Source organism: Photorhabdus tasmaniensis (assembly GCF_011189505.1).
Lineage (GTDB): Bacteria > Pseudomonadota > Gammaproteobacteria > Enterobacterales > Enterobacteriaceae > Photorhabdus > Photorhabdus tasmaniensis.
Map to the genome: position 1 here is coordinate 101091 of NZ_PUJU01000012.1, position 20326 is coordinate 121416.

16 protein-coding genes and 4 pseudogenes are annotated in these 20326 nt (G+C 42.6%); 5 read left to right on the top strand and 15 right to left on the bottom strand.

Annotation, left to right across the window (positions count from 1 at the left end):
- Positions 1 to 22: 22 nt before the first annotated feature.
- Positions 23 to 688, top strand: a complete 666-nt coding sequence (locus C5471_RS07845; RefSeq protein WP_133814075.1) for a helix-turn-helix transcriptional regulator — start codon at positions 23 to 25, stop codon at positions 686 to 688.
- Here the strand turns inward: C5471_RS07845 and rhuM (C5471_RS23920) are convergent.
- From rhuM (C5471_RS23920) to fdhE, 10 genes are all read right to left on the bottom strand, one after another.
- The gene (gene rhuM, locus C5471_RS23920) at positions 666 to 938 is read right to left on the bottom strand and encodes a RhuM family protein (RefSeq protein ID WP_207627251.1); all 273 of its coding nucleotides are present in this window, start codon (positions 936 to 938) and stop codon (positions 666 to 668) included. The two genes, C5471_RS07845 and rhuM (C5471_RS23920), sit on opposite strands and share 23 nt — an antisense overlap.
- The gene (rhuM, locus tag C5471_RS25265) at positions 907 to 1083 is read right to left on the bottom strand and encodes a RhuM family protein (protein WP_207627255.1); all 177 of its coding nucleotides are present in this window, start codon (positions 1081 to 1083) and stop codon (positions 907 to 909) included. Before rhuM (C5471_RS25265) ends, rhuM (C5471_RS23920) begins: the two co-directional genes overlap by 32 nt.
- A 33-nt stretch (positions 1084 to 1116) precedes the next feature.
- Positions 1117 to 1353, bottom strand: a complete 237-nt coding sequence (locus C5471_RS23930; protein ID WP_207627252.1) for a virulence RhuM family protein — start codon at positions 1351 to 1353, stop codon at positions 1117 to 1119.
- 77 nt (positions 1354 to 1430) lie between these two features.
- The gene (locus C5471_RS07855; protein ID WP_133814076.1) at positions 1431 to 2648 is read right to left on the bottom strand and encodes an MFS transporter; all 1218 of its coding nucleotides are present in this window, start codon (positions 2646 to 2648) and stop codon (positions 1431 to 1433) included.
- A 47-nt stretch (positions 2649 to 2695) separates the two neighbouring features.
- Positions 2696 to 3616, bottom strand: a complete 921-nt coding sequence (locus C5471_RS07860; protein WP_133814077.1) for a PfkB family carbohydrate kinase — start codon at positions 3614 to 3616, stop codon at positions 2696 to 2698.
- Positions 3617 to 3657: 41 nt separating this feature from the next.
- Positions 3658 to 3963, bottom strand: coding sequence for an ADP-ribosylglycohydrolase family protein (locus tag C5471_RS07865; protein WP_339959250.1), 306 nt, complete (start codon positions 3961 to 3963; stop codon positions 3658 to 3660).
- A gap of 555 nt (positions 3964 to 4518) precedes the next feature.
- Positions 4519 to 6177: an LTA synthase family protein gene (locus C5471_RS07870; protein ID WP_133814078.1), complete on the bottom strand. Its 1659-nt coding sequence runs from the start codon at positions 6175 to 6177 to the stop codon at positions 4519 to 4521.
- A 130-nt stretch (positions 6178 to 6307) separates the two neighbouring features.
- Positions 6308 to 8167 carry a selenocysteine-specific translation elongation factor gene (selB, locus tag C5471_RS07875; protein ID WP_133814079.1) on the bottom strand — a complete coding sequence of 620 codons (1860 nt, stop codon included), beginning with the start codon at positions 8165 to 8167 and terminating at the stop codon, positions 6308 to 6310.
- A 34-nt stretch (positions 8168 to 8201) separates the two neighbouring features.
- Positions 8202 to 9593 carry an L-seryl-tRNA(Sec) selenium transferase gene (gene selA / locus C5471_RS07880; protein ID WP_133814080.1) on the bottom strand — a complete coding sequence of 464 codons (1392 nt, stop codon included), beginning with the start codon at positions 9591 to 9593 and terminating at the stop codon, positions 8202 to 8204.
- 21 nt (positions 9594 to 9614) lie between these two features.
- Positions 9615 to 10544 carry a formate dehydrogenase accessory protein FdhE gene (gene fdhE / locus C5471_RS07885; protein ID WP_133814081.1) on the bottom strand — a complete coding sequence of 310 codons (930 nt, stop codon included), beginning with the start codon at positions 10542 to 10544 and terminating at the stop codon, positions 9615 to 9617.
- A 683-nt stretch (positions 10545 to 11227) separates the two neighbouring features.
- Here fdhE and C5471_RS07890 point away from each other — a divergent pair.
- Both C5471_RS07890 and C5471_RS07895 read left to right on the top strand, forming a co-directional pair.
- Complete coding sequence (locus C5471_RS07890) at positions 11228 to 12187, top strand: methyltransferase (RefSeq protein ID WP_133814082.1); 960 nt, start codon at positions 11228 to 11230, stop codon at positions 12185 to 12187.
- A 408-nt stretch (positions 12188 to 12595) separates the two neighbouring features.
- Positions 12596 to 13549, top strand: coding sequence for a methyltransferase (locus C5471_RS07895; protein ID WP_133814083.1), 954 nt, complete (start codon positions 12596 to 12598; stop codon positions 13547 to 13549).
- 233 nt (positions 13550 to 13782) lie between these two features.
- Here the strand turns inward: C5471_RS07895 and fdoI are convergent.
- From fdoI to fdnG, 3 genes and pseudogenes are all read right to left on the bottom strand, one after another.
- Positions 13783 to 14403, bottom strand: a pseudogene (fdoI, locus tag C5471_RS07900) (formate dehydrogenase cytochrome b556 subunit).
- A pseudogene (locus C5471_RS07905) lies at positions 14381 to 15097 on the bottom strand (4Fe-4S dicluster domain-containing protein). The pseudogenes fdoI and C5471_RS07905 overlap by 23 nt, the downstream one beginning before the upstream one ends.
- A 12-nt stretch (positions 15098 to 15109) precedes the next feature.
- Complete coding sequence (fdnG, locus tag C5471_RS07910) at positions 15110 to 18157, bottom strand: formate dehydrogenase-N subunit alpha (RefSeq protein WP_133814084.1); 3048 nt, start codon at positions 18155 to 18157, stop codon at positions 15110 to 15112.
- A 188-nt stretch (positions 18158 to 18345) separates the two neighbouring features.
- Here fdnG and fdhD point away from each other — a divergent pair, with 188 nt between their 5' ends.
- On the top strand, positions 18346 to 19176 hold the full coding sequence (gene fdhD / locus C5471_RS07915; protein WP_133814267.1) for a formate dehydrogenase accessory sulfurtransferase FdhD: 831 nt from the start codon (positions 18346 to 18348) through the stop codon (positions 19174 to 19176).
- Positions 19177 to 19180: 4 nt separating this feature from the next.
- On the opposite strand, the gene C5471_RS07920 is transcribed toward fdhD, so the two are convergent.
- Positions 19181 to 19501, bottom strand: a complete 321-nt coding sequence (locus tag C5471_RS07920; RefSeq protein WP_207627253.1) for a hypothetical protein — start codon at positions 19499 to 19501, stop codon at positions 19181 to 19183.
- Positions 19502 to 19536: 35 nt separating this feature from the next.
- On the opposite strand from C5471_RS07920, the pseudogene C5471_RS07930 reads away from it, so the two are divergent.
- Positions 19537 to 19958, top strand: a pseudogene (locus tag C5471_RS07930) (transposase); the annotation flags it as partial.
- 26 nt (positions 19959 to 19984) lie between these two features.
- Here C5471_RS07930 and C5471_RS07935 read toward each other — a convergent pair.
- Positions 19985 to 20326: pseudogene (locus tag C5471_RS07935) on the bottom strand (ISNCY family transposase); the annotation flags it as partial.

Below are 20326 nucleotides of genomic sequence, written 5' to 3' on the forward strand. Positions count from 1 at the left end.
AATTAAGGCGAGGCGAAGCAATATGTCAAGGAAAAGCTTTGAAAATAGCACAATTTCCACACAATCCGTGGGTGAAAGGTTACTGATGCTATTGAAGACCCGTGGTCCTCAGCAAGCTTCTGACGCCGGAAAAATACTGGGCACAACAGGAGAAGCCGCCCGGCAACAGTTTGTGAAGTTAGCTAAAGAAGGATTAATAGAAGCTGCCGCAGAAGCACAAGGCGTTGGTCGTCCAATACAACGTTGGCATCTGACAGCCGCAGGTCATGCTCATTTCCCGGATGCTCATGCTGAACTGACAGTGCAATTACTAAACACTATTCGTAAGCAGTTAGGTGAGAAAGCGATAGATTTGTTGATTGATACCCGCGAGCAGGAAACCCGTATTAATTACAAGCAGGCAATGAATGGAACAACCAATCTGCAAGAACGCGTCGAACGTCTGGTTGCCATAAGATGCCATGAAGGTTACATGGCTCAATGGTCACATACAGAAGATGGCACCATTTTGCTGATAGAAAACCATTGCCCAATTTGCTCTGCCGCTAAGGTATGCCAAGGTTTTTGCCGCGCTGAACTGAATGTATTTCAGGATATACTTCAAGCTCAGGTAGAACGAGTAGAGTATATGCTCACCGATTCACGGCGTTGTGCTTATCGTATAACTAGCAATATTCACCCGGAATAATTAGATGCGATATTTTACCAGCATGATTAAGCACATCCCGATCATTCAATGTTAAAAATCCATCTAACTTCTTCACCCAATCAGCCATATGCATAGGAATTCGACGCATGGCCTGTCCTTCCGCAAATACCAGATATTGCTCTATTAGATTATTCAATGCTTGTAACTCTTCTTCTGTCAGATAGTTTTTAGCATTCACTACATCACTTTTACGAACTTTAGTACCATGCCAGTTCGTCAAAGTAATCAAATGGCTGGTCCGGGTTTTTCAGACGTTCATCATCCAGCACAAAGCCTTTGACAATATATTCCCGCAAATGACGGGTTGCCCATTGACGAAAACGCGTTGCCGTATGGCTCTGTACCCGATAACCAACTGAGATAATAGCATCCAGATTATAATGTTTAAGACTTCTTCTGACTCTCCTTCATCCTTCTTTTCGAACAACTAAGAAATCCTTAGTTGTTGAATTTTTCTCAAGTTCTCCTTCTGTAAATATATGTTTTAAATGCATTTGCACATTTTCCGGACTTGTCTGAAACAACCCCGCCATCAATGCTTGCGTCAGCCAAACTGTTTCATCCTGAAAACGAACGTCCAATCGGGTTTCCCCATCTTCGGTTTGATAGATAATAAACTGCGAATGATTATCTGTGTTTTCCATTTTTTTCTCTTCAAACAAATACCGAGTATTGCACAAAGCAAACCATGAACACGATGTCTTTGGCAATACCAGCTTTATTAAACTGCTCTGCTACTTTCTCTGTTCTCTTCCCCGTTAAACATAAAAAATATCCCGCCAGTCAGTAATATCAATACACCGGATATCATTAAAAGGAGTTGAATATTAATATAGTCAGCAATTGGACCAAATATCACCATACCTAACGGCAGAGAACAGGACACAGCAATTTGAACCAGACTGAATACTCGCCCCATCATCTCCGGTTCGACTTTTTCCTGTATAACAGAGATCATTGGTGCGTTAAAACAAGGTGTTATAGCGCCCAAAGAGACGTTTAATGCCAGATACAGCGGAAACCAATATGCATTGCCAAGAGCAATCACAAATATACCAAACAGTGTGCAAGCTATTCCCGTTATACGCAGTTTATTTTTATATTCACTCCAAAAAGAAATCAGCAATCCACCTAACAATGCTCCAGCACTAAAGGTCATTTCGTTAACAGCTAAAAGCCATGAATCTTCACCAAATGTCCGGTTAACCAATAGAGGGGTCAAAAAAGTAGCCGGACTAATCAGGAAGCAAAAACAAATCAGGAAAATCAAAATATTTCTGATTATCTTATTCTCTTGCAGATAGCGAAAACCCGCTAGCATCGCCTGAAATTTATCACCCGGTATGGAATCAGAAGCTATTTTGGCAATAGGAATAAATGTAATAATACCGATCCCAATAGCAGCCGTAACAACATCCACTAAAAGAATATTTTCAATCGAAGTCTGAGAATACAAAAAACCACTAATGGCCGGAGAAGCCAACATCGTCAGTGAACTCAGAGAAGTATTAAGACCATTAACCCGCAACAGTTTCTCTTTCGGGACCAGTTGTGGAATGATAGCACTAGCCGCCGGAGCTTGAATGCCCGTACCAAATGAGCGGATAATCAGTGCCACAAATAGCAGCTCAATACTCTTAAACCCAAACATAAAAGAGATCGCCAGACCAAGAGTCACTAATGCAATCAGCGCATCAGAGGCAATACAGAGCAACTTACGGTTGTAAGTATCAGCCCAAACACCAGCAAATAAAGAGATTAATACCTGTGGAAGAAAGGCACAAAGTACCGCAATAGCCAGCATTTCTCCTGATGAAGTATTTAAGGTGATATACCAAATGATCGAGAACTGGACAATAGAAGAACCCAGCAGAGAAATTGTCTCAGCTAATAAAAATAGCGTTGTTTTTCGTTTCCAACCCGCATGTAATGCATTCATTTTAATCACACCCTTTTAAACCTGAATCCCTTGTGTTTAATTAATGATTACTCAAACACAAATTCTTTTAGTTCTTTTGTGGTTGGCGCACCCGCAGCACCAGAACGACTGACAACAACGGCAGCAACACGATTACCCAGTTCAACAGCATTTTTTAGCGACATTCCCTGTGATAAACCAGCAAGCATGCCACTACTATGAGCATCACCAGCACCGATGGTATCCACCACTTTCACTTTATAGGCAGCAACATGTTCTGGGTTACGATCAGGCAAACATATCCATGTACCCTGTGAACCTAATCGACAGATAATAGTGATTTTTCTTTTACTGGAATAATGGCTGGCCTGAGCGACAGGATCACCTTCTCCACACAACATCGTCATTTCATCACGATTCAGTGTCAAAATGGTTCGGCCAACAGGCAATGCATCAATGAAAGCAGAATCTATATTGGGTAAACGGGGACCAAAATCCAACAATAATGTCTGCCCAGGTGGTGACGCCAATAACCAGTCACACAAAATCGCCGTTGTTTTACTCGCCATAACATAACCACTGGAGTAGATATACCCCCTTTCCGGCAAAGCAATAGCCGAGAGCATCGCCGAACTCCAGTCAACTTCACAACCACTAACAGAGACAAAACTTCGCTCACCATCCGGTTCGACCATTGCCAGACACCAGCCATTATCAAGCGATGAGTTGGTTAATGTGACCCCAAGCCCAAGATCCTGCATCTCTTTAGTTATCCGCTTACCCCAATATCCGTTACCAACGGGTATACCATTAACCACAGGGATTTGCAGGCGAGCCAAAGCCCGGGCAACATTAAAACCTGAACCGCCGATCTGTTGATCAATCTCTTTGGCTTCCTGATCTTCACCACTGCGAGGAAGCTTTGGTAAGCTAAGAACAATATCTCCTGCGGCAGCACCAATTACGGTAATCGGCAGTAACCCCCCCATTAGTCCCTCCTTTTACTGGTCAAATATAAGCCACAATTCCATCAGACTGACAAAGAAAGAGGCAAATAATCCAGAACTGGGATCCACATCAACAGACCATCAATAAATCCACTGTTGATAATCCTATTTACAGTAGATAAAGATCGCTTCCCAGAAATGGCCCCGGCCATGGTACCGATGGCATCCGCATCTCCCCCGAGGTTGGCGCAAAAAATCACACACCGAACCGAATGACCATCAACTAAATCCACCATGACCAGAGCACAAGGAACAGACTCCATGATGACCATTCCGGCACCAATAAAGTCATAAAGTTCTTTCAGCTTATTCAGCCAAAATGCAGCCACTTATTACAAAATCCATCGTTCAGAAGACATACCTGTTGCATCACCAATTGCCTGACCATAACCATAGAAATAACCTGGAGTGGTATCTGAGACGGGTTTAGTCATCCTTAATATCCGAATAAAATGCATAAGAAATATTTATACCTTAACATCAATCAGCTTCAATAAAAGTCGGCCTGTATAATTATGTGATATCAATGTGACTGCTCCCTGCCAGATCGGACCAGACTGACTACTTCATCCGTTGTTGCTCTCCCCTGACACGTCTGACATAAGCCTCAATAAGCAGAAACGACGAGTCCCGCTGATCCTAAATCTATTGGTCAATACTAACGCACATCGAATATAATAAATTTCCATTATTATCAATTGGATAAAATGATTTTATTGACTGGATATGCTAACAGCCCGATAAGAAAAGTGATTTTCCCTGCCATATTCTGTCGCAATAAATGATTGAGAGTGAAATGGCAAAGCAGTAGCAGAAAGTTGGAGAGTGTTTACCTGCATCTGAAGTGCAGCAAGCGCCATATTTATATGGCACCCGCTCACTTATTATTTTACGGCTTGCTTTTTACCTGCCACTTCCAATTGCTGATAGATATAGTGTTTGTAACTATCCACCAACGCTTTATCCTGACAATCATCCAGCGCCCCCCGACAAAGGTGGCGCATCGTCATATTCGCCCGGTAAAAAGGTGAAGCATCCAGTTTAGCTCTCTCCATAATCATTCCACCAAGGAATGAAATATCTGTCAGTTCATCAGTCTGAACAGGGTCTTGTTTTAGGTTATCCCGCATAGTGAACTGAGTGATATAACCCGGATTTGAAAATACGCTATTGTACTGACCCAGTTCGAGGTTGGGTTGATGATCGCCAAAGTAGAGAAAAATGGTCGGCTTTTCCCGTTTAGCAACAAACTCACTGAAATCTTTAATTGCCGGGTCAGAAGCCTTGATTTTCTCCATATAGTGACTGAACTTACCAACAGCTTGTGAATTTTTCACATGCCCGGAAAGTCCGTAATCATCTGAATGATCTTCATCATATGGGCCGTGTTCATACATAGTCAGTGAGAAAATAAACAACGGCTTATCGGTTTCCTGTGCCAGAATTTCTTTCACATAACTCAACATCTCTTGTGTAGAGATGGTCCACAGATTTTCATCAGGACTCGCGGGATATCCTAGCTCCTGCGGCTGGATAATACGGTCAACACCCAGCGTCTGATAAGCATGACCAGAATGATAGGAGGATTTATTAAATGGTGTCAGAACAACAGTGTAATAGCCATTCTGTTTCATCTCTCGGAACAGGCTATATTTCAGGTGATCAACGATAAAATAAAAAACAGCATTTTTGCGTGAGCCAAAATCATCGGTATTCAAACCCGTCAGGGCAGAGAATTCAGATAACCAAGTACCCCCACCGAAAGTTTGTACCCGCATTGGACTTTGTGCGCTGACCCCGGGATCCCGCTGGAACATATAAAGATCCGGCAGATGGGCATTATCAGGCAGCTGATAGATATGCGGAGTAACAGTAGACTCCTGCAATAACAACACCACATCGGGTTTGATTTCTGACTGAGGCACAGGCAGCGTGACATTCTTAGCCTGTTGCAGGAAATAATCAGATGATTGCCCAAACTGAGGCACACGATGTTTGGCATCTTTAGCTGACATCACCATATTGGTCACTGTACCACGCCCTTTTGGCAGTGAAGATTCCCATTGATCTCTAAACGCGTTGGCAGTAGCGCTCACTTCCCATGTACAGAACGCAACCAGCACCAGGCTGGCAGTACGCCATTTGAAGCCACGTAAAGGTGATGATTTTTTCCAGCTCAGAGTCATATTAAACATCAACCAGATAAACATAGCGACAACTCCCAGGCCAGCCAGCCAATAGTGTCGCAATGTTTCCTGATTAGAAGGATCAAACATCAGGTTAAGGTCAGAGAACATCAGCTGTTCTTTGTAGTAATGAACCTTTATCTGATTAAGGAATTTAAAAATAATAAATAGTGTTCCGGTAAAGGCGGCAGAAAACAGTAACCGGGCTGACACAAAAAACACCAGACCAAATATCACACCAAACACACCGACAGCTATCAGTGCCGGGTAAATATCTTCACTTTTTTCAAAAACCAGTATTAAAGTTGCAATAAACAATAATCCCAGATAAATACCCGATATTATCTTTCTTTTCATATCGTACTAAATCCCGTTAATAGAAAGCTCACGCCGATAACAGTTAGCAAAAATAACACAAGCTGGTTAAATCAACAGAAACAAAACTGTAATTCTGCCGAAATTGCCCATATTTTAAACAAAAAGATTATCAGAATAGCCCATTATCCCTAAGAATATGTGATTCAGCCTGACGACGGGTAAAACCACTGTGATCAAAGAATTCCAGGATCTGAATAGCTAATTTACGACCAATACCTAATTCATCACGAAAGTCGGCGGCAGTAATCGCACCATGATTTTGATTAAACTTGCGGATAAGTTCCGCGAACTGCTGAATCCGTTGGCTACAATAATAGCGATCCGGAACAATAGCTGTAATATGTCCCAATTGAGCTGATTTTTTCAACAAACTGCGAATTGTCGCCTCTTCTTCCTTTAAATCAGCAGCCAAGTCACGTACCCACCAGGGATCATCTGTAAAATAGGGGGCTACTCGTTGCCACAGTTTTGCCTGTTCATCACTAAAAGCCAAACCATGCTCAGGAAGATATAACCAACCATGTGACTGTTTTAATTGCCCATCCCTGAGCAAGAGATTTATCAGAGTATAAACCAGCGCTTCATTCAGCGTTGGCAAAGCCATCCGTTTCAGGCGCGCCCTTCCCAAACCCAGTTGATCAGCATGTTGTTGATGATATTCAGCCAAAACCTGTAACAATTTCTGTTCCGCCAATCTGGCATTGCTCTGTGATAACACCATACCATCGGCAATAATCACATCCATATCAGCCAGTAACTGATGGAGATCCGCTTCCGTTAACTGGCGTGCCCAGGAAAAATGGCTAAGAGAAAGTGCACCTCGTAGCAAATGGAGCGTTAAGTTAGTCGCATGGTCCGATGTTTTGGCAAGCAGGGTGAGCCAATGCAAAAATTCTGGCTGGCGCTTACCTCGGCGGGGAGAATTGAGGCTTATCACCCGTGCCCCGGCAAGTGTTTTTCTGGCACTGATATCGCGCAATATCAGCCGGTCATGCTCAACCAACCATAATGGGCTGTCAAGCACCAATTCAGCCAACCGAGGCGTATCAGACAGCTGATTCAGTAATGAAATCCGACCCGTTATATGGCTGGTGGCATGATGAATATGAAGAGATTGCCAATTTTGCAAAGGTTCATCAGTTTCCACTTCCACCAGTACCCTCTCCACATTTTCAAAAGGCTTTTGGGAAAGTAGCCAGTCACCGCGGGAAACCTGTTCTTTACTCACATCACCGATGATATTTAGTGCAATACGCTGCCCGGCCTGAGCCGTACTTGTCTGTTGATTCTGAGCGTGCAAGCCACGCACTCTGACTTGTTCATCACTGCCGGTCAGCCAGAGGATATCTCCTACACTAACCTGGCCGGCTAATGCCGTGCCCGTCACCACCAAACCCACGCCTTTTACACTGAAAGCACGATCAATCGCCAAACGAAAACGCTGATGTAATTTTTCATGCTGCTGATTTTGCTGATGTAACTGCAACAGATGTTGCCTCAGAGGGACAACTCTTTCTTCCTCAGCAGCAGCCGTGACAAATAGAGGGGAACCCATCCAACCTTGAGTTACCAGTTCATATTCAATCTGTTGGCGAACGTCAATTATCCGTTGCGGTTCCACCCGATCTGCTTTAGTGAGCACAACGATCACCATCGGGCAGCCAATTAAACGCAGAATGACTAAATGTTCTCTCGTCTGAGCCATTACCCCATCGTCACAGGCGACCACTAACAAAACATGATCGATACCACCGACCCCTGCCAGCATATTAGCGAGGAATTTCTCATGTCCGGGCACATCCACAAAACCAATTGAAGATCCATCCAACTGCGGCCAATAGGCATAACCCAGATCGATGGTCATACCCCGTTTTTTCTCTTCAGGCAAATGTGCCGTATTAACGCCGGTAATAGCTTGAATCAGTGTGGTTTTACCATGGTCAACATGACCTGCTGTGGCAAAAATCATAGTAGTTTCAGAAAATTATGGTAGTTCCAGAAGATTATAGTAATAGTGCCTGCAACAATGCCTTTCCATCTTCAAGACAACGTAAATCGAGCCACAAGCGCCCTCCAGAGATACGGCCAATAACGGGTTTCGCCAGTCCACGCCAACTGCGGGCCAGCTGTTCTAGTGTTCTCCCTTGACCATCAGCGGCAGCGAACGTTAAAGCCCAACTAGGCAGTCGATCAACCGGCAGTGAGCCACTGCCAATCTGTGAATAACATGGCTCACTACGAACCATAAATCGGTCACCATAATATGCCTGAATCTCAGGCAATAGCTGTTGTGCCATATCATGCATTTCTTGCTGTTGGCGGGTTAACAAACGCAACGTTGGCAACTGCTGGCAGAGTTGTTCAGGGCGCTGATACAACCGTAAAGTCGCTTCCAGAGCTGCTAAAGTCATTTTGTCTGCCCGCAAAGCACGTTTCAGTGGATGACGCTGAATAGCTTCTATCCATTGTTTTTTACCAAGAATAATTCCAGCCTGTGGCCCCCCCAGTAATTTATCACCAGAGAAAGTAACCAAATCGATGCCTTGATCCAGATAGTCCCGAGGCATAGGTTCAGCCGGCAACCCATATTGCGCCATATTAATCATGGAGCCACTACCCAGATCAATTGCTGTAGGAATTTGAGATTTCACCCCCAAAGTAGCCAATTCACTACCAGACACTTCCGCAGTAAAACCTTCGATGCTGTAATTACTGGTATGCACCTTCATCAGAAGGGCGGTCTCTTCGTTGATAGCTTGCTGATAATCTCTCAGGTGAGTACGGTTAGTCGTACCAACTTCAACCAATTGGCACCCTGCCTGAACCATCACATCAGGAATACGGAATGCGCCACCAATTTCCACCAACTCACCACGGGAAACGACAACTTGCTTACCTGACGCCACCGTTGCCAACAATAACAACACAGCCGCTGCATTGTTATTAACGATACAGGCATCTTCCGACCCCGTTAATTCACACAGTAAATTCGCCAAAGCGCGATCACGGTGCCCACGCCCTGCGCCATTGAGAGAATATTCTAACGTTACCGGTGAACGCATCACTTGTGTTACCGCTTCAATAACCGGTTCGGCCAATAATGCCCGGCCAAGATTGGTATGAAGCACTGTGCCACTAAGATTAAACACCGGCTTTAAAGCCAAAGCTTGCTTCCGCTCCAGCCGCTGACCAAGTGCCGCAGCCCAGTTATCACACCAATCAGGCAATTCCTGATACTGCTTGATGTTTATTCTGGCCTGCTCCTGCATTCTTCTTAATGTCGCAGTGATTAACGTTTGTCCATATTGTTCCACAAACGGTGCTATCTGTGGCTCATGCAACAGGCGATCAATGGCAGGGATCTGGCTGTATAGCGGGCACGGTTTTTGTGTCATGGCAATTCCGTCAATTAACACTTACTCATTTGGGAACAAGAACGGGTTGATGCTACTGCGGGCAAAACCTTCCTCTTCCATTTTGGCATCAAGGATCAGCGAAGCCAGATCATCAGCAATAGCCTCAACTTTTGGATCCTTTTCCTGATAGAGGATTTTCAGATAACTGCCGCAATCACCGCAACTTTCCGCTTTCACTGCGGCTTGCTCACTCTTTAATGACCAATAATTCAGATCGCGAGTCTGTTCACAGTTACTGCATTTCACCCGTACCATATGCCATTCACTTTCACACAAGCTGCAATGCAGGTAACGCAGCCCGTTGGTTGTGCCAATCTGAACGACACTGGCGACGGGAATACTGCTGCAAACCGGACAAAATTGACGATGCTCACCATATTCTGCCCTCGCCTTTCCTGGAATTTGATTTGCCATTTGTGCCCAATACAGGGAAAGGGCGGCCCAGATAAAGAGTGATTTTTCAGGACTGACTTTACTGAATTCATTTTTCAGCAAAGCATCAGCTATCTGTTCCAGCTCCTGCTCTGACGCTTTTCCCAGATTATCCAGAGCGACACTGACGTGTTCCGGTGCATCCGGCAGTAATTCTGCTATCAGAGAGTGAAACAGTTTCTGCCAATGTTTAGTGCGTGGAAATGTTTTGCAATCCAGAGGTGGTTTGCCTTCAGCGGCAGATTTTTCCAGAATACCCACTATCTCTATTTTCAATGGATTGTCATGCAGCACTTTTTGTTGAGCCTGAGCAACTTCTGCTGCAAAGTTAAGATAGTCAGCAAATGGGTTATCTTCTGCCAATTGTTGTAGACGTTCAGCCCGGCGCTGATAGAGATTTTTCAGATTAGCAAAAAGCAGTGGCGGGATATAATCTGCTGCTTTTTCGTTGGTACGATCTTTGCTCAATTGTTCTTTAGGAACGATGCGAATACTCATTAAGCTTTATCTTCCTGTTATCTGCTTTGCGGCTTTTAGGCTAATAATAATCTTAAGCCTGTTTTTAACCTCAGCATAGATCAAAAGCGGGCTCTGAGCCACAGATAGGATTAGGAAATTACAGTAAAAATTTAGGTAATGATATAGAAAGTTGTGTACTCAACAGCAACCAATATATTCAAAAAACACCTATAATTTTTCAGGTTTTATAATTATTAATTTTTTCCATAAATTAATCTATAAAAAAATATCCCACTATGTTATTTCCTTCCATTTGATTGTAAAAACAAAAATAGTTAATTGTGATCTTCGTCATTTATTTTTATTCTATTTAACATAATCTTTAGTTAATAATTAATTCCTAAAAATGAGTAATTAAGGTGACAGATGCAATACTTTAATAATACATCGTTGATTTACTGCTCTGTTTATGTAATTCTGACATCCCAAATATTATGCTCCCTTGATATTGGATAAATTAACCATGATCAATCAAATTGAGTTAACCAATTGGGAAGCAAACCGAATTAGAACCTCATTACCTAATAAGGAAAAAATAGCAAAGTTAATAATTACATTTTGGTTAAAATATGTTCCAAAGATATCTAATTAGTCATAATGATATTTCCTGGATTTTAGATAAAATACCTTATTTATAAAATAATCACATAAAGGATAACTCAATGCTAATCAACCTGATTACATCGCATAGAAAAACAGCCGCAATTTACGCTTTTGTTGATACAGGATTATCTGATCACTTTAAAAATGGGGCCTGCGTAGATATAGACGAGCTTTCCCATAAATCTGGCATTGACACTTCTCGCCTTAATCAATTATGTGATTACTTAATTGAAATAGGAGTATTGGTTAGCAACAATCACGGAATAACACTTTCTGATGAATGCAGAGCACTTACCGACCCTGAAAGTCTAGAGTCATTAATGATAAAATATGAAACTAACCAAGAGCATTGGAACTCTTGGGTAATGTATTCAAAATCTTTACTTGAAAATAATGGTAAATCAGCATTTGAAATGGTATATGGAAAGACACTCTTCGAACATCTTAGCAATAATAAACCACTCAGAGCAGGTTTCGATGCTCTAATGACAAAAAACTCCAATACATTAATTAAAAACTTGCTTGATGTTTATGATTTTAATAAATATAACAGAATATTAGATGTTGGCGGTGCAAGAGGACACCTTCTGAAAAGCATTAATGAAAAAATGAAAGGAAAAGGAAAATATTATGCTGTATTGGACAGATATAATGAACTTCCTGTTTCAGAAGATATAGATTTCATAAATGGAGATTTTATGAAATCAATTCCCTCAAGTTATGATCTATATATCTTAATGAATATCATCCATAATTGGTCTGATAATGACGTAATATCAATTTTAAATAATTGCCGAAAAGCAATGGATGATAATGCAACTATCGCAATAATAAACATGATGAAAAAACCACAATCCCCAATAGCTAACTCTATGAGCATATTAATGGATATGCTATTTTTATCGAAAGAGCGTTATTTGACTGAAGTTGAATATCTGGCTAATCAAGCAGGACTCACCATTAAAGATAGTAAAGATATAGATGAAACATTTTCACTTATTGAACTAAAAGTGAAATAAATTATAGGTAGTTACGGATTACTTCCAAAGATGATTATATGGATATTGCATTACTAAGAAATTCATATATAAATTGGCATCATAATCTTCGATGCCAATTTTCATTTTATATCAACGTGACATATACGTATTAAAATAATATTCAGCGATCGGGTTATGTTCTGCCAATTGTGATCTTCATCATTTATTTTTATCAGATTTAAGATAATCTAACTCAAACACGTGACCAAATTGAGTTGAACAATTATAAAGTAAGGAGAATTAAATCTTCACTATATCACTAGAAAAAAATAACAAAGCTAATAATTACATTTTAGTGAAAATATCCAATCAGTCATAATGGCACTTCCTGGACTTTAGATAGAACACGTCATTTCTTTATAATATAAAGACATAAAGGATAACTCAATGCTAGTCGAACTTATTACATCATATAGAAAATCAGCTGCAATTTATGCTTTTGTTGATACAGGATTATCGGTCCACTTTAAAGATGGGGCCTATGTCGATATCAGCGAACTTTCTCATAAATCTGGTATTGATCATTCTCGCCTTAGCCGATTATGTGATTTCTTAATCGAAATAGGGGTATTAACGAGCAACAACGATAAAGTTTCACTTTCTGATGAGTGCCATGCACTTGCTGATCCTGAAAGTATGGAATCATTATTTATAAAGTGGGAACTCAGCCCAGATTGCTGGAACGTTTGGTCAATGTACCCAAAATCCTTACTTGAAAATGATGGAAAATCGGCATTTGAAATAGCACATGGAAGACCATTCTTTGAATATTTTGATAACAATCAATTAGTCAGATCAGTTTTTGACTCGGCAATGTCAAAAACCTCAGACAGAATAGTTGAAAAGTTACTTGATATTTATAATTTTAGTCAATACAACAAAATATTAGACGTTGGAGGTGGAGAGGGAAATCTTTTAATAAAAATCAGAGAAAAAGTAAAAGGAAAACACTATGCTGTATTGGACAGATATAATGAAACTCCTGTTTCAGAAAATATAGACTTCATAAACGGAGATTTTCTAAAGTCAGTTCCATCAGGTTATGATTTATATATTTTAAAGAATATTATCCATGATTGGTCTGATAATGACGCAATATTAATTTTAGAAAATTGCCGAAAGGCGATAGACAACGGTGCAACTGTCCTATTGATAAACTACATGAAAAAGCCACAATCCAGTATGATTATATCTTTAGACATATTAATGGATGTATTATTTTCAGGAAAAGAACGTTTCTTAAATGAATTAGAATATTTGGCTAACCAAGCCGGGCTTGTTATTCAGGATACTAAAGATATAGATGAATCATCTTCAATTATCCAACTAGGAATAAAATAAATTATAAATAATCATGAGATTTCACCAATTATCTAGCTGGGTGTAAAATAAGTTATCAGCCAGTCAGGACACCTTTAAAGATAATCATATGGATATTGCGTTTTTAAGAACTGGATATATAAGAAATGGTATCGAAATATTTGATGCCATTTTTATTTTAATATTTAATAAAATCCTGTACTGCTCAAATTTAATCAATAATAGGCAGGACATAGCTACCTAATTATTACATATCAGCGTTTATCTTCCTGTCGCTCCTGTTTCACCACTTCACGATACCAACGTGGATGATGCTTCTTCGCCCAGCCGCGAGTCACCCAACCTTCAACCATCGCCCGAACAGAACCTTTCACCCAAAATGCCGCATAAGCATGAACAAGAATAGTCAGGATCAAACCAATGGCTGACATAGAATGGACCAGAAGAGCAATACGGATCACCGGGATAGAGAAAAAATCAGCAAAATAGGGGCACCAGATAATAATACCACTGACGGCCAGCAATATCAGACAAACACTAATAGGCCAATAGACACCTTTCTGACCCAGGTTATATTGACCGATATCACCGACTTCTTCATTTCACAAAACTTTACGAATATTTCTCAGCCATATAATGTCGTCTTTGTCGATAAAGTTATGTTTGAAATATCTGAAGAACATAAAGATAAACAAAACAAACATCACTGAGCCGGCAAACGGATGCAGGATCCGTGACAACTGAGGTGTACCGAAAATATTCATCAGCCAGTGAAAAGAGGGGAAAAAGAATCCCAATCCGCTGATGGCGGTAAACAGAAAACAGAGTTCTACCGCCCAGTGGTTTACCCACTCAACCGGTGAATGTCGCCGCAAACCCCACTGCGGCCAGAGGCTTCCAAATACCTTTCCAGAAAGTCACTGTCGGGCTAATGGAAGGATTATCAGGTAGACCATGATATAATTGTGGTTTATTAGCATGGCGCAACACATACATAACGTGAGTACCCCCAGCCCCTTCCGGATCGTACAAGCCCGCATTCTCATAACCACAGCCTTTCAACTCACCAACACGGTCAACACACAAAGTACATTTGTATACCCGGTTGTCTTCTTTGTTAATCCACGGCACATTGAACGGACAACCGGCAATACAGTAACCACAGCCGATACAGTGTTCCGACTGAAAATCAACAATCCCATTTGCATACTGGATGATCGCACCTTCCGCCGGACATGCTTGCAAGCAACCCGGATCAGCACAGTGCATACAACCATCCTTACGGATAAGCCACTCCAGCTTGCCATTCTCTTCAACTTCAGAAAAGCACATTACGGTCCATGATTTAGCGGTTAAATCAGCCGGGTTGTCATAAGCACCCACGTTATAACCGATTTCATCACGGATATCGTTCCATTCGGAACAGGCCACCTGACAGGCTTTACAACCAATACACGTTGTTACATCAATCAGCTTCGCAACCTCTTCCTAGTCATCCCGCACCCGTGGTGCAGGAGTGAAGGAGTGGGTGGCAGAGCGATGAATGATGTCTTGAGTTTGCAATGACATAATTTTTCCCCCTTACACCTTTTCCACGTTAACCAAGAACGCTTTGAATTCAGGCGTTTGTGTGTTTGCATCACCAACAAAAGGTGTCAGCGTATTAGCAATAAAGCCTTTTTTAGCCACACCTTCAAAACCCCAATGAATGGGAATACCGATAGTATCCACTTCACGTCCGTGCACATGCAGAGTCCGAATACGTTTGGTGACGACCGCTTTCGCCTTAATGTAGCCACGGTTTGAACTGACTTTGACAGTATCACCGTGTTTGATGCCTTTCTTCTCAGCCAGTTTTTCACCGATTTCCACAAACTGCTCAGGCTGGATAATCGAGTTCAGTAATGCATGTTTTGTCCAGTAGTGAAAATGTTCAGTCAGGCGGTAAGTGGTTCCCACGTAGGGGAATTTATCTGCCTTACCCATAGCTTCAAAGTCACTTTTGAACACACGGGCAGCCGGATTGGATACCACATTCGGATGCAACGGATTGGTACCCAACGGCGTTTCAAAGGGTTCGTAGTGTTCAGGGAACGGCCCTTCCGCCATCTTATCAATCGCAAACAGACGTCCCATGCCTTCCGGCTGCATGATAAACGGACCCACATCGGTTTCCGGTGCAGCCACACTGTAATCAGGAATATCAGCCCCATGCCACTTAGCCCCACTCCACGCCAATAACTGACGTTTCGCATCCCACGGTTTACCCTGCGGATCAGCCGATGCACGGTTATATAAAATACGACGGTTTAACGGCCACGCCCAAGCCCACCCCAGCGTATTACCCAAACCTGACGGATCAGAGTTATCTCGACGAGCCATCTGGTTGCCTTCCGGCGTCCAACTGCCAGCAAAGATCCAACAACCACTGGCGGTCGTGCCGTCATCACGTAATTGAGCAAAAGAGGTCAATTGCTGACCTTGCTTCACCATAATGTTGCCATCAGCATCAGTCAGATCAACCAAAGCCCGGCCATTACTCTCCTGAGCCACCTCTTCCGATGTAGGGCTATCCGGGTTGAAGTAATTCCAAGTCATATTCAGTACCTGCTCGGGTAATATTCCTCCTTCTGCACGATACATATCCCGCATACGTTTGAAGATACCAGAAAGAATTTCAGCATCACCAATAGCTTCTCCCGGAGCATCAGCCCCTTTCCAATGCCATTGCAACCAGCGGCCAGAATTAACAATTGAACCGTTTTCTTCTGCGAAACAACAGCACGGCAAGCGGAAAACTTCTGTCTGAATTTTGGATGAATCAACTTCGTTAAATTCACCGTGGTTCTGCCAGAAAGTTGACGTTTCAGTATTAAGCGGGTCGATAGTGATCAGGAATTTCAGCTTCGACAGGGCATCAACCACTTTGTTTTTATCCGGGAATGAAGCAACCGGGTTAAAGCCCTGGCAAATATAGCCATTCACCTCACCTTTCGACATCATTTCGAAAAATTGCAGGACGTCATAACTTTTGTCCCACTTAGGCAACCAGTCAAAACCCCAATCGTTATCCTGACAGGCGTTATCACCGTAGAAACTCTTCATCAGGCTGACAAAGAATTTCGGGTAATTACCCCAGTAGTTAACCTGACCTGGCAACAGAGGTTTCGGTGTATTTGCCTGTAGGTAAGTTTGCAGATCGGTTTGTTCTTCTGACGGCAGTGTCAGATATCCCGGCAAGCTCTGCGACAACAGCCCCAAATCAGTCAATCCCTGAATATTCGAGTGACCACGCAATGCGTTAACACCACCCCCCGCCATCCCCATGTTGCCTAACAGCAATTGGATCATTGCCATAGTACGGATGTTCTGTGCACCTACTGAGTGTTGAGTCCAACCCAGTGCATACAGGAAGGACGCGGTTTTGTCTTTAACGCAAGTCTCTGCAATATATTCACAGACTTTCAGGAAATCATCCTTTGGTGTACCACAAATATCGCTGACGACATCGGGCGTATAGCGGCTAACGTGCTCTTTTAACAGGTTCCATACACAGCGAGGATGGCTTAGTGTGATATCACGTTTGGCAAAACCATTTTCATCCAGTGCATAGTTCCAACTGGTTTTGTCATATTTACGGTTTTCTGCATCATAACCACTGAATAAACCATCATCGAACGAGTAATCTTCACGCACGATAAGACTGGCGTTGGTGTACGCCTCAACATATTCGTGATTAATCTTATTGTTGGTTAACAGGTATAAAATCACACCTGACAAGAAAGCAATATCGGTACCGGAACGAATTGGTGTATAGAAATCCGCTACAGATGCTGTACGGGTAAAACGTGGATCGATCACGATTAACCTAGCGTTATTATGGATTTTTGCTTCCATTGCCCAGCGGAATCCTACCGGATGAGCTTCAGCTGCATTACCTCCCATCACGACAATCAGATTCGCGTTCTTAATATCAACCCAGTGGTTGGTCATCGCACCGCGACCAAATGTTGGAGCAAGACTTGCTACCGTTGGTCCGTGTCAGACACGCGCCTGGTTGTCTACGGCAAGCATACCGAGAGCGCGACTAAATTTTTGAGTCAAATAACCTGTTTCATTACTGGAAGCCGACGCACATAGCATCCCCGTTGTCAGCCACCGGTTGACGGTGACACCCTCTTTGTTGGTTTTAACAAAATTGGCATCACGATCGGCTTTCATTAACTTAGCGATGCGATCAAATGCCTCATCCCAAGAGATGCGTTGCCATTTGTCAGAACCAGCAGCACGGTATTCTGGATATTTCAGACGACTTTCGCTGTGGATAAAGTCAATCAGACCCGCTCCTTTAGGGCAAAGTGCGCCTCGATTCACCGGATGATCAGGATCACCCTCAATATGGAAAATACTTTCTTTCGCATTTTTTGCGCCATCGCCAAGGCTGTACATCAACAGTCCACAACCGACAGAGCAGTACGTACAGGTATTTCGGGTCTCACGCGCACGCAATAGTTTATAGTTACGTGTTTGTGCAAGAGCTGTGGTTGGAACAAAGCCCAACGCTGCCACCGTCGTACCCGCCATACCGCCAGCGCAGATCTTAAAGAACTGCCTTCTGCTGACTTGCATGGGAATCTCCTCACTCACATTGTCTTAAACAACTGTCCATTCCCTCACGGGAAAAATCTTGAATGTGTTCTCTATTTATTAATCACTTTCCATAGCGGGATCAGATTCATTGCCTGATAAATAGTATAGACTCTTTTTTCCACATAATTATTATGTAACAACACTATTAGGTATTTCGTCTAATGCATATGCATAACACAAGATCAGGGAAGTTGTTACAATTTGATGTGATTAAGGGTGCAAAAAAAACAAATGTGCAACAAAAGCATCATCTCAACACACTAAAAGCGGATTGGGTTGCAGAAGAAATTCCAGTGGTTTTAGTCTACAACGGTATCTCACATGTCGTAATGATGGCCAGCCCTAAAGATCTCGAATATTTCGCTGTTGGGTTCTCACTTTCTGAAGGCATTATTGAATCTCAACAAGAAATTCGTGGCATTGATATTCTCATCAATTGTCGTGGCGGAATTGAGCTGCAAATAGAGCTTTCCAGCCGCCGCTTTGCTGGGTTGAAAGAGCGCAGGCGCAATATGGCAGGACGGACGGGGTGCGGGATCTGCGGTACGGAACAACTTTCTGATATTTTCCGCCCGATTATCCCATTGCCTTTCACGCAAACCTTTTCATTAAGCCATCTTGACTATGCTCTCTCTCAATTGACCAATATTCAGGATATTGGTGCAATGACGGGCTGTACTCACGCGGCTGGTTGGATCAATCCGGAAGGTGAGTTATTAGGTGGCTGCGAAGATGTAGGTCGTCACGTTGCGCTGGACAAAATACTGGGAATGAAAGCAAAAACAGGCTGGCAACAAGGTGCGGTTCTGGTATCTAGCCGCGCCAGTTATGAAATGGTACAAAAATCTGCTACCTGTGGCGTTGAAATTTTGTTTGCTGTTTCAGCAGCGACTTCACTGGCAGTGGAAGTCGCTGATCGATGTAATCTGACATTGGTTGGTTTCTGCAAACCCGGCAGGGCGACGGTTTATACTCATCCTGAACGGTTAATAGATTAATCATTCAGGCAGTAAAACATCCATAAGTTGGGTTCAATGTAATAACCTTATACATTGAATGCATGGCAGGTTGAACAATTCTCACTCCCAACCGCCAATGCATCCGAATCCACGGATCAAACGGTTCATTGTTGTCATTTTTCCATTTACAGTATTGTGCAAAATCCTGTAATGGATAGTTCTTCTTTAACGTTGGTCTGATTGGAACAACTAGCCCTTTAAACCCGGCGTTAATGGCAACTTGCTTTAAACCACCAATAAGCAATGCCGGTAAATTCTTCCCGCGAAATTCAGGAGATACCGTTACTGATAATGCCGACAACATTTTCGCTTCCGCTTTTCCACGGGCAAGCACACCTCGGCGTAAAACTTCATCTGATTATCAATGATTGTGGTGAACTTTTGGCCGTGAAATTAACCGCAGGAAACAAGGATGATCGTCACCCTGTCAAAGTGCTGGCAATGGCGATAAAGGGTATTTATCACAGGCTTTATGCGATGAGTTGGATGCGGAAGACGTTACGTTAATCACGCATGTTCGCAGTAACATGAAAGCCAAAGCATTATCGCTCTGGGATAGGTTGATGTTAAGACGGCACTTTTTGATAGAAACGGTCATTAACCCGCTCAAAAATATTTCTCAGATAGCGCATTCAAAACATCGTAGTCAGCTCAGTTTTCTGCTGGAAATTGCCGCAGGCCTTATTGCTTATACATTCCAACCTAAAAAACCGAGCTTGAATTTACAGGATAATGATATCGCTATTTTTAAACGAAGCTGAGGTTGATTAGAAACTCTCAGCACGAGTTAGTGGCGTATTTGCTCAAGTTCGTTCCGGCTCAACCCGGTAGTTTTCATTATCGTTTCATGGTCGATACCCATATCGATCATCGCACACGCGATTTTCAGGATCCCCTGTTTTTCGCCTTTATGCAATCCTTCCTGGAGTCCTTCCTGACGCCCCTCCTGACGTCCTTCTTGACGCCCTTCTTGACGCCCTTCAATAAATCCTTTCTGGTGCGCCTTCTGCTCCAGTTTCTGCGCTATTGTCATCAGTACCTCCTCATACTTCGGGGACTGTTCTGCCAGTCGCCGGATAAAACCCTCTGGATCAGCGGTATCTCCCGCCTGTAATAAGTAGTTTAGCAC

Excerpts from the sequence above, each read along its gene's own strand:
- C5471_RS07845 (WP_133814075.1), top strand. The coding sequence starts at position 23 with ATGTCAAGGAAAAGCTTTGAAAATAGCACAATTTCCACACAATCCGTG.
- C5471_RS23930 (WP_207627252.1), bottom strand. The coding sequence starts at position 1,353 with ATGGAAAACACAGATAATCATTCGCAGTTTATTATCTATCAAACCGAA.
- C5471_RS07855 (WP_133814076.1), bottom strand. The coding sequence starts at position 2,648 with ATGAATGCATTACATGCGGGTTGGAAACGAAAAACAACGCTATTTTTA.
- C5471_RS07860 (WP_133814077.1), bottom strand. The coding sequence starts at position 3,616 with ATGGGGGGGTTACTGCCGATTACCGTAATTGGTGCTGCCGCAGGAGAT.
- C5471_RS07870 (WP_133814078.1), bottom strand. The coding sequence starts at position 6,177 with ATGAAAAGAAAGATAATATCGGGTATTTATCTGGGATTATTGTTTATT.
- selB (WP_133814079.1), bottom strand. The coding sequence starts at position 8,167 with ATGATTTTTGCCACAGCAGGTCATGTTGACCATGGTAAAACCACACTG.
- selA (WP_133814080.1), bottom strand. The coding sequence starts at position 9,593 with ATGACACAAAAACCGTGCCCGCTATACAGCCAGATCCCTGCCATTGAT.
- fdhE (WP_133814081.1), bottom strand. The coding sequence starts at position 10,544 with ATGAGTATTCGCATCGTTCCTAAAGAACAATTGAGCAAAGATCGTACC.
- C5471_RS07890 (WP_133814082.1), top strand. The coding sequence starts at position 11,228 with ATGCTAATCAACCTGATTACATCGCATAGAAAAACAGCCGCAATTTAC.
- C5471_RS07895 (WP_133814083.1), top strand. The coding sequence starts at position 12,596 with ATGCTAGTCGAACTTATTACATCATATAGAAAATCAGCTGCAATTTAT.
- fdhD (WP_133814267.1), top strand. The coding sequence starts at position 18,346 with ATGCATAACACAAGATCAGGGAAGTTGTTACAATTTGATGTGATTAAG.
- C5471_RS07920 (WP_207627253.1), bottom strand. The coding sequence starts at position 19,501 with ATGTTGTCGGCATTATCAGTAACGGTATCTCCTGAATTTCGCGGGAAG.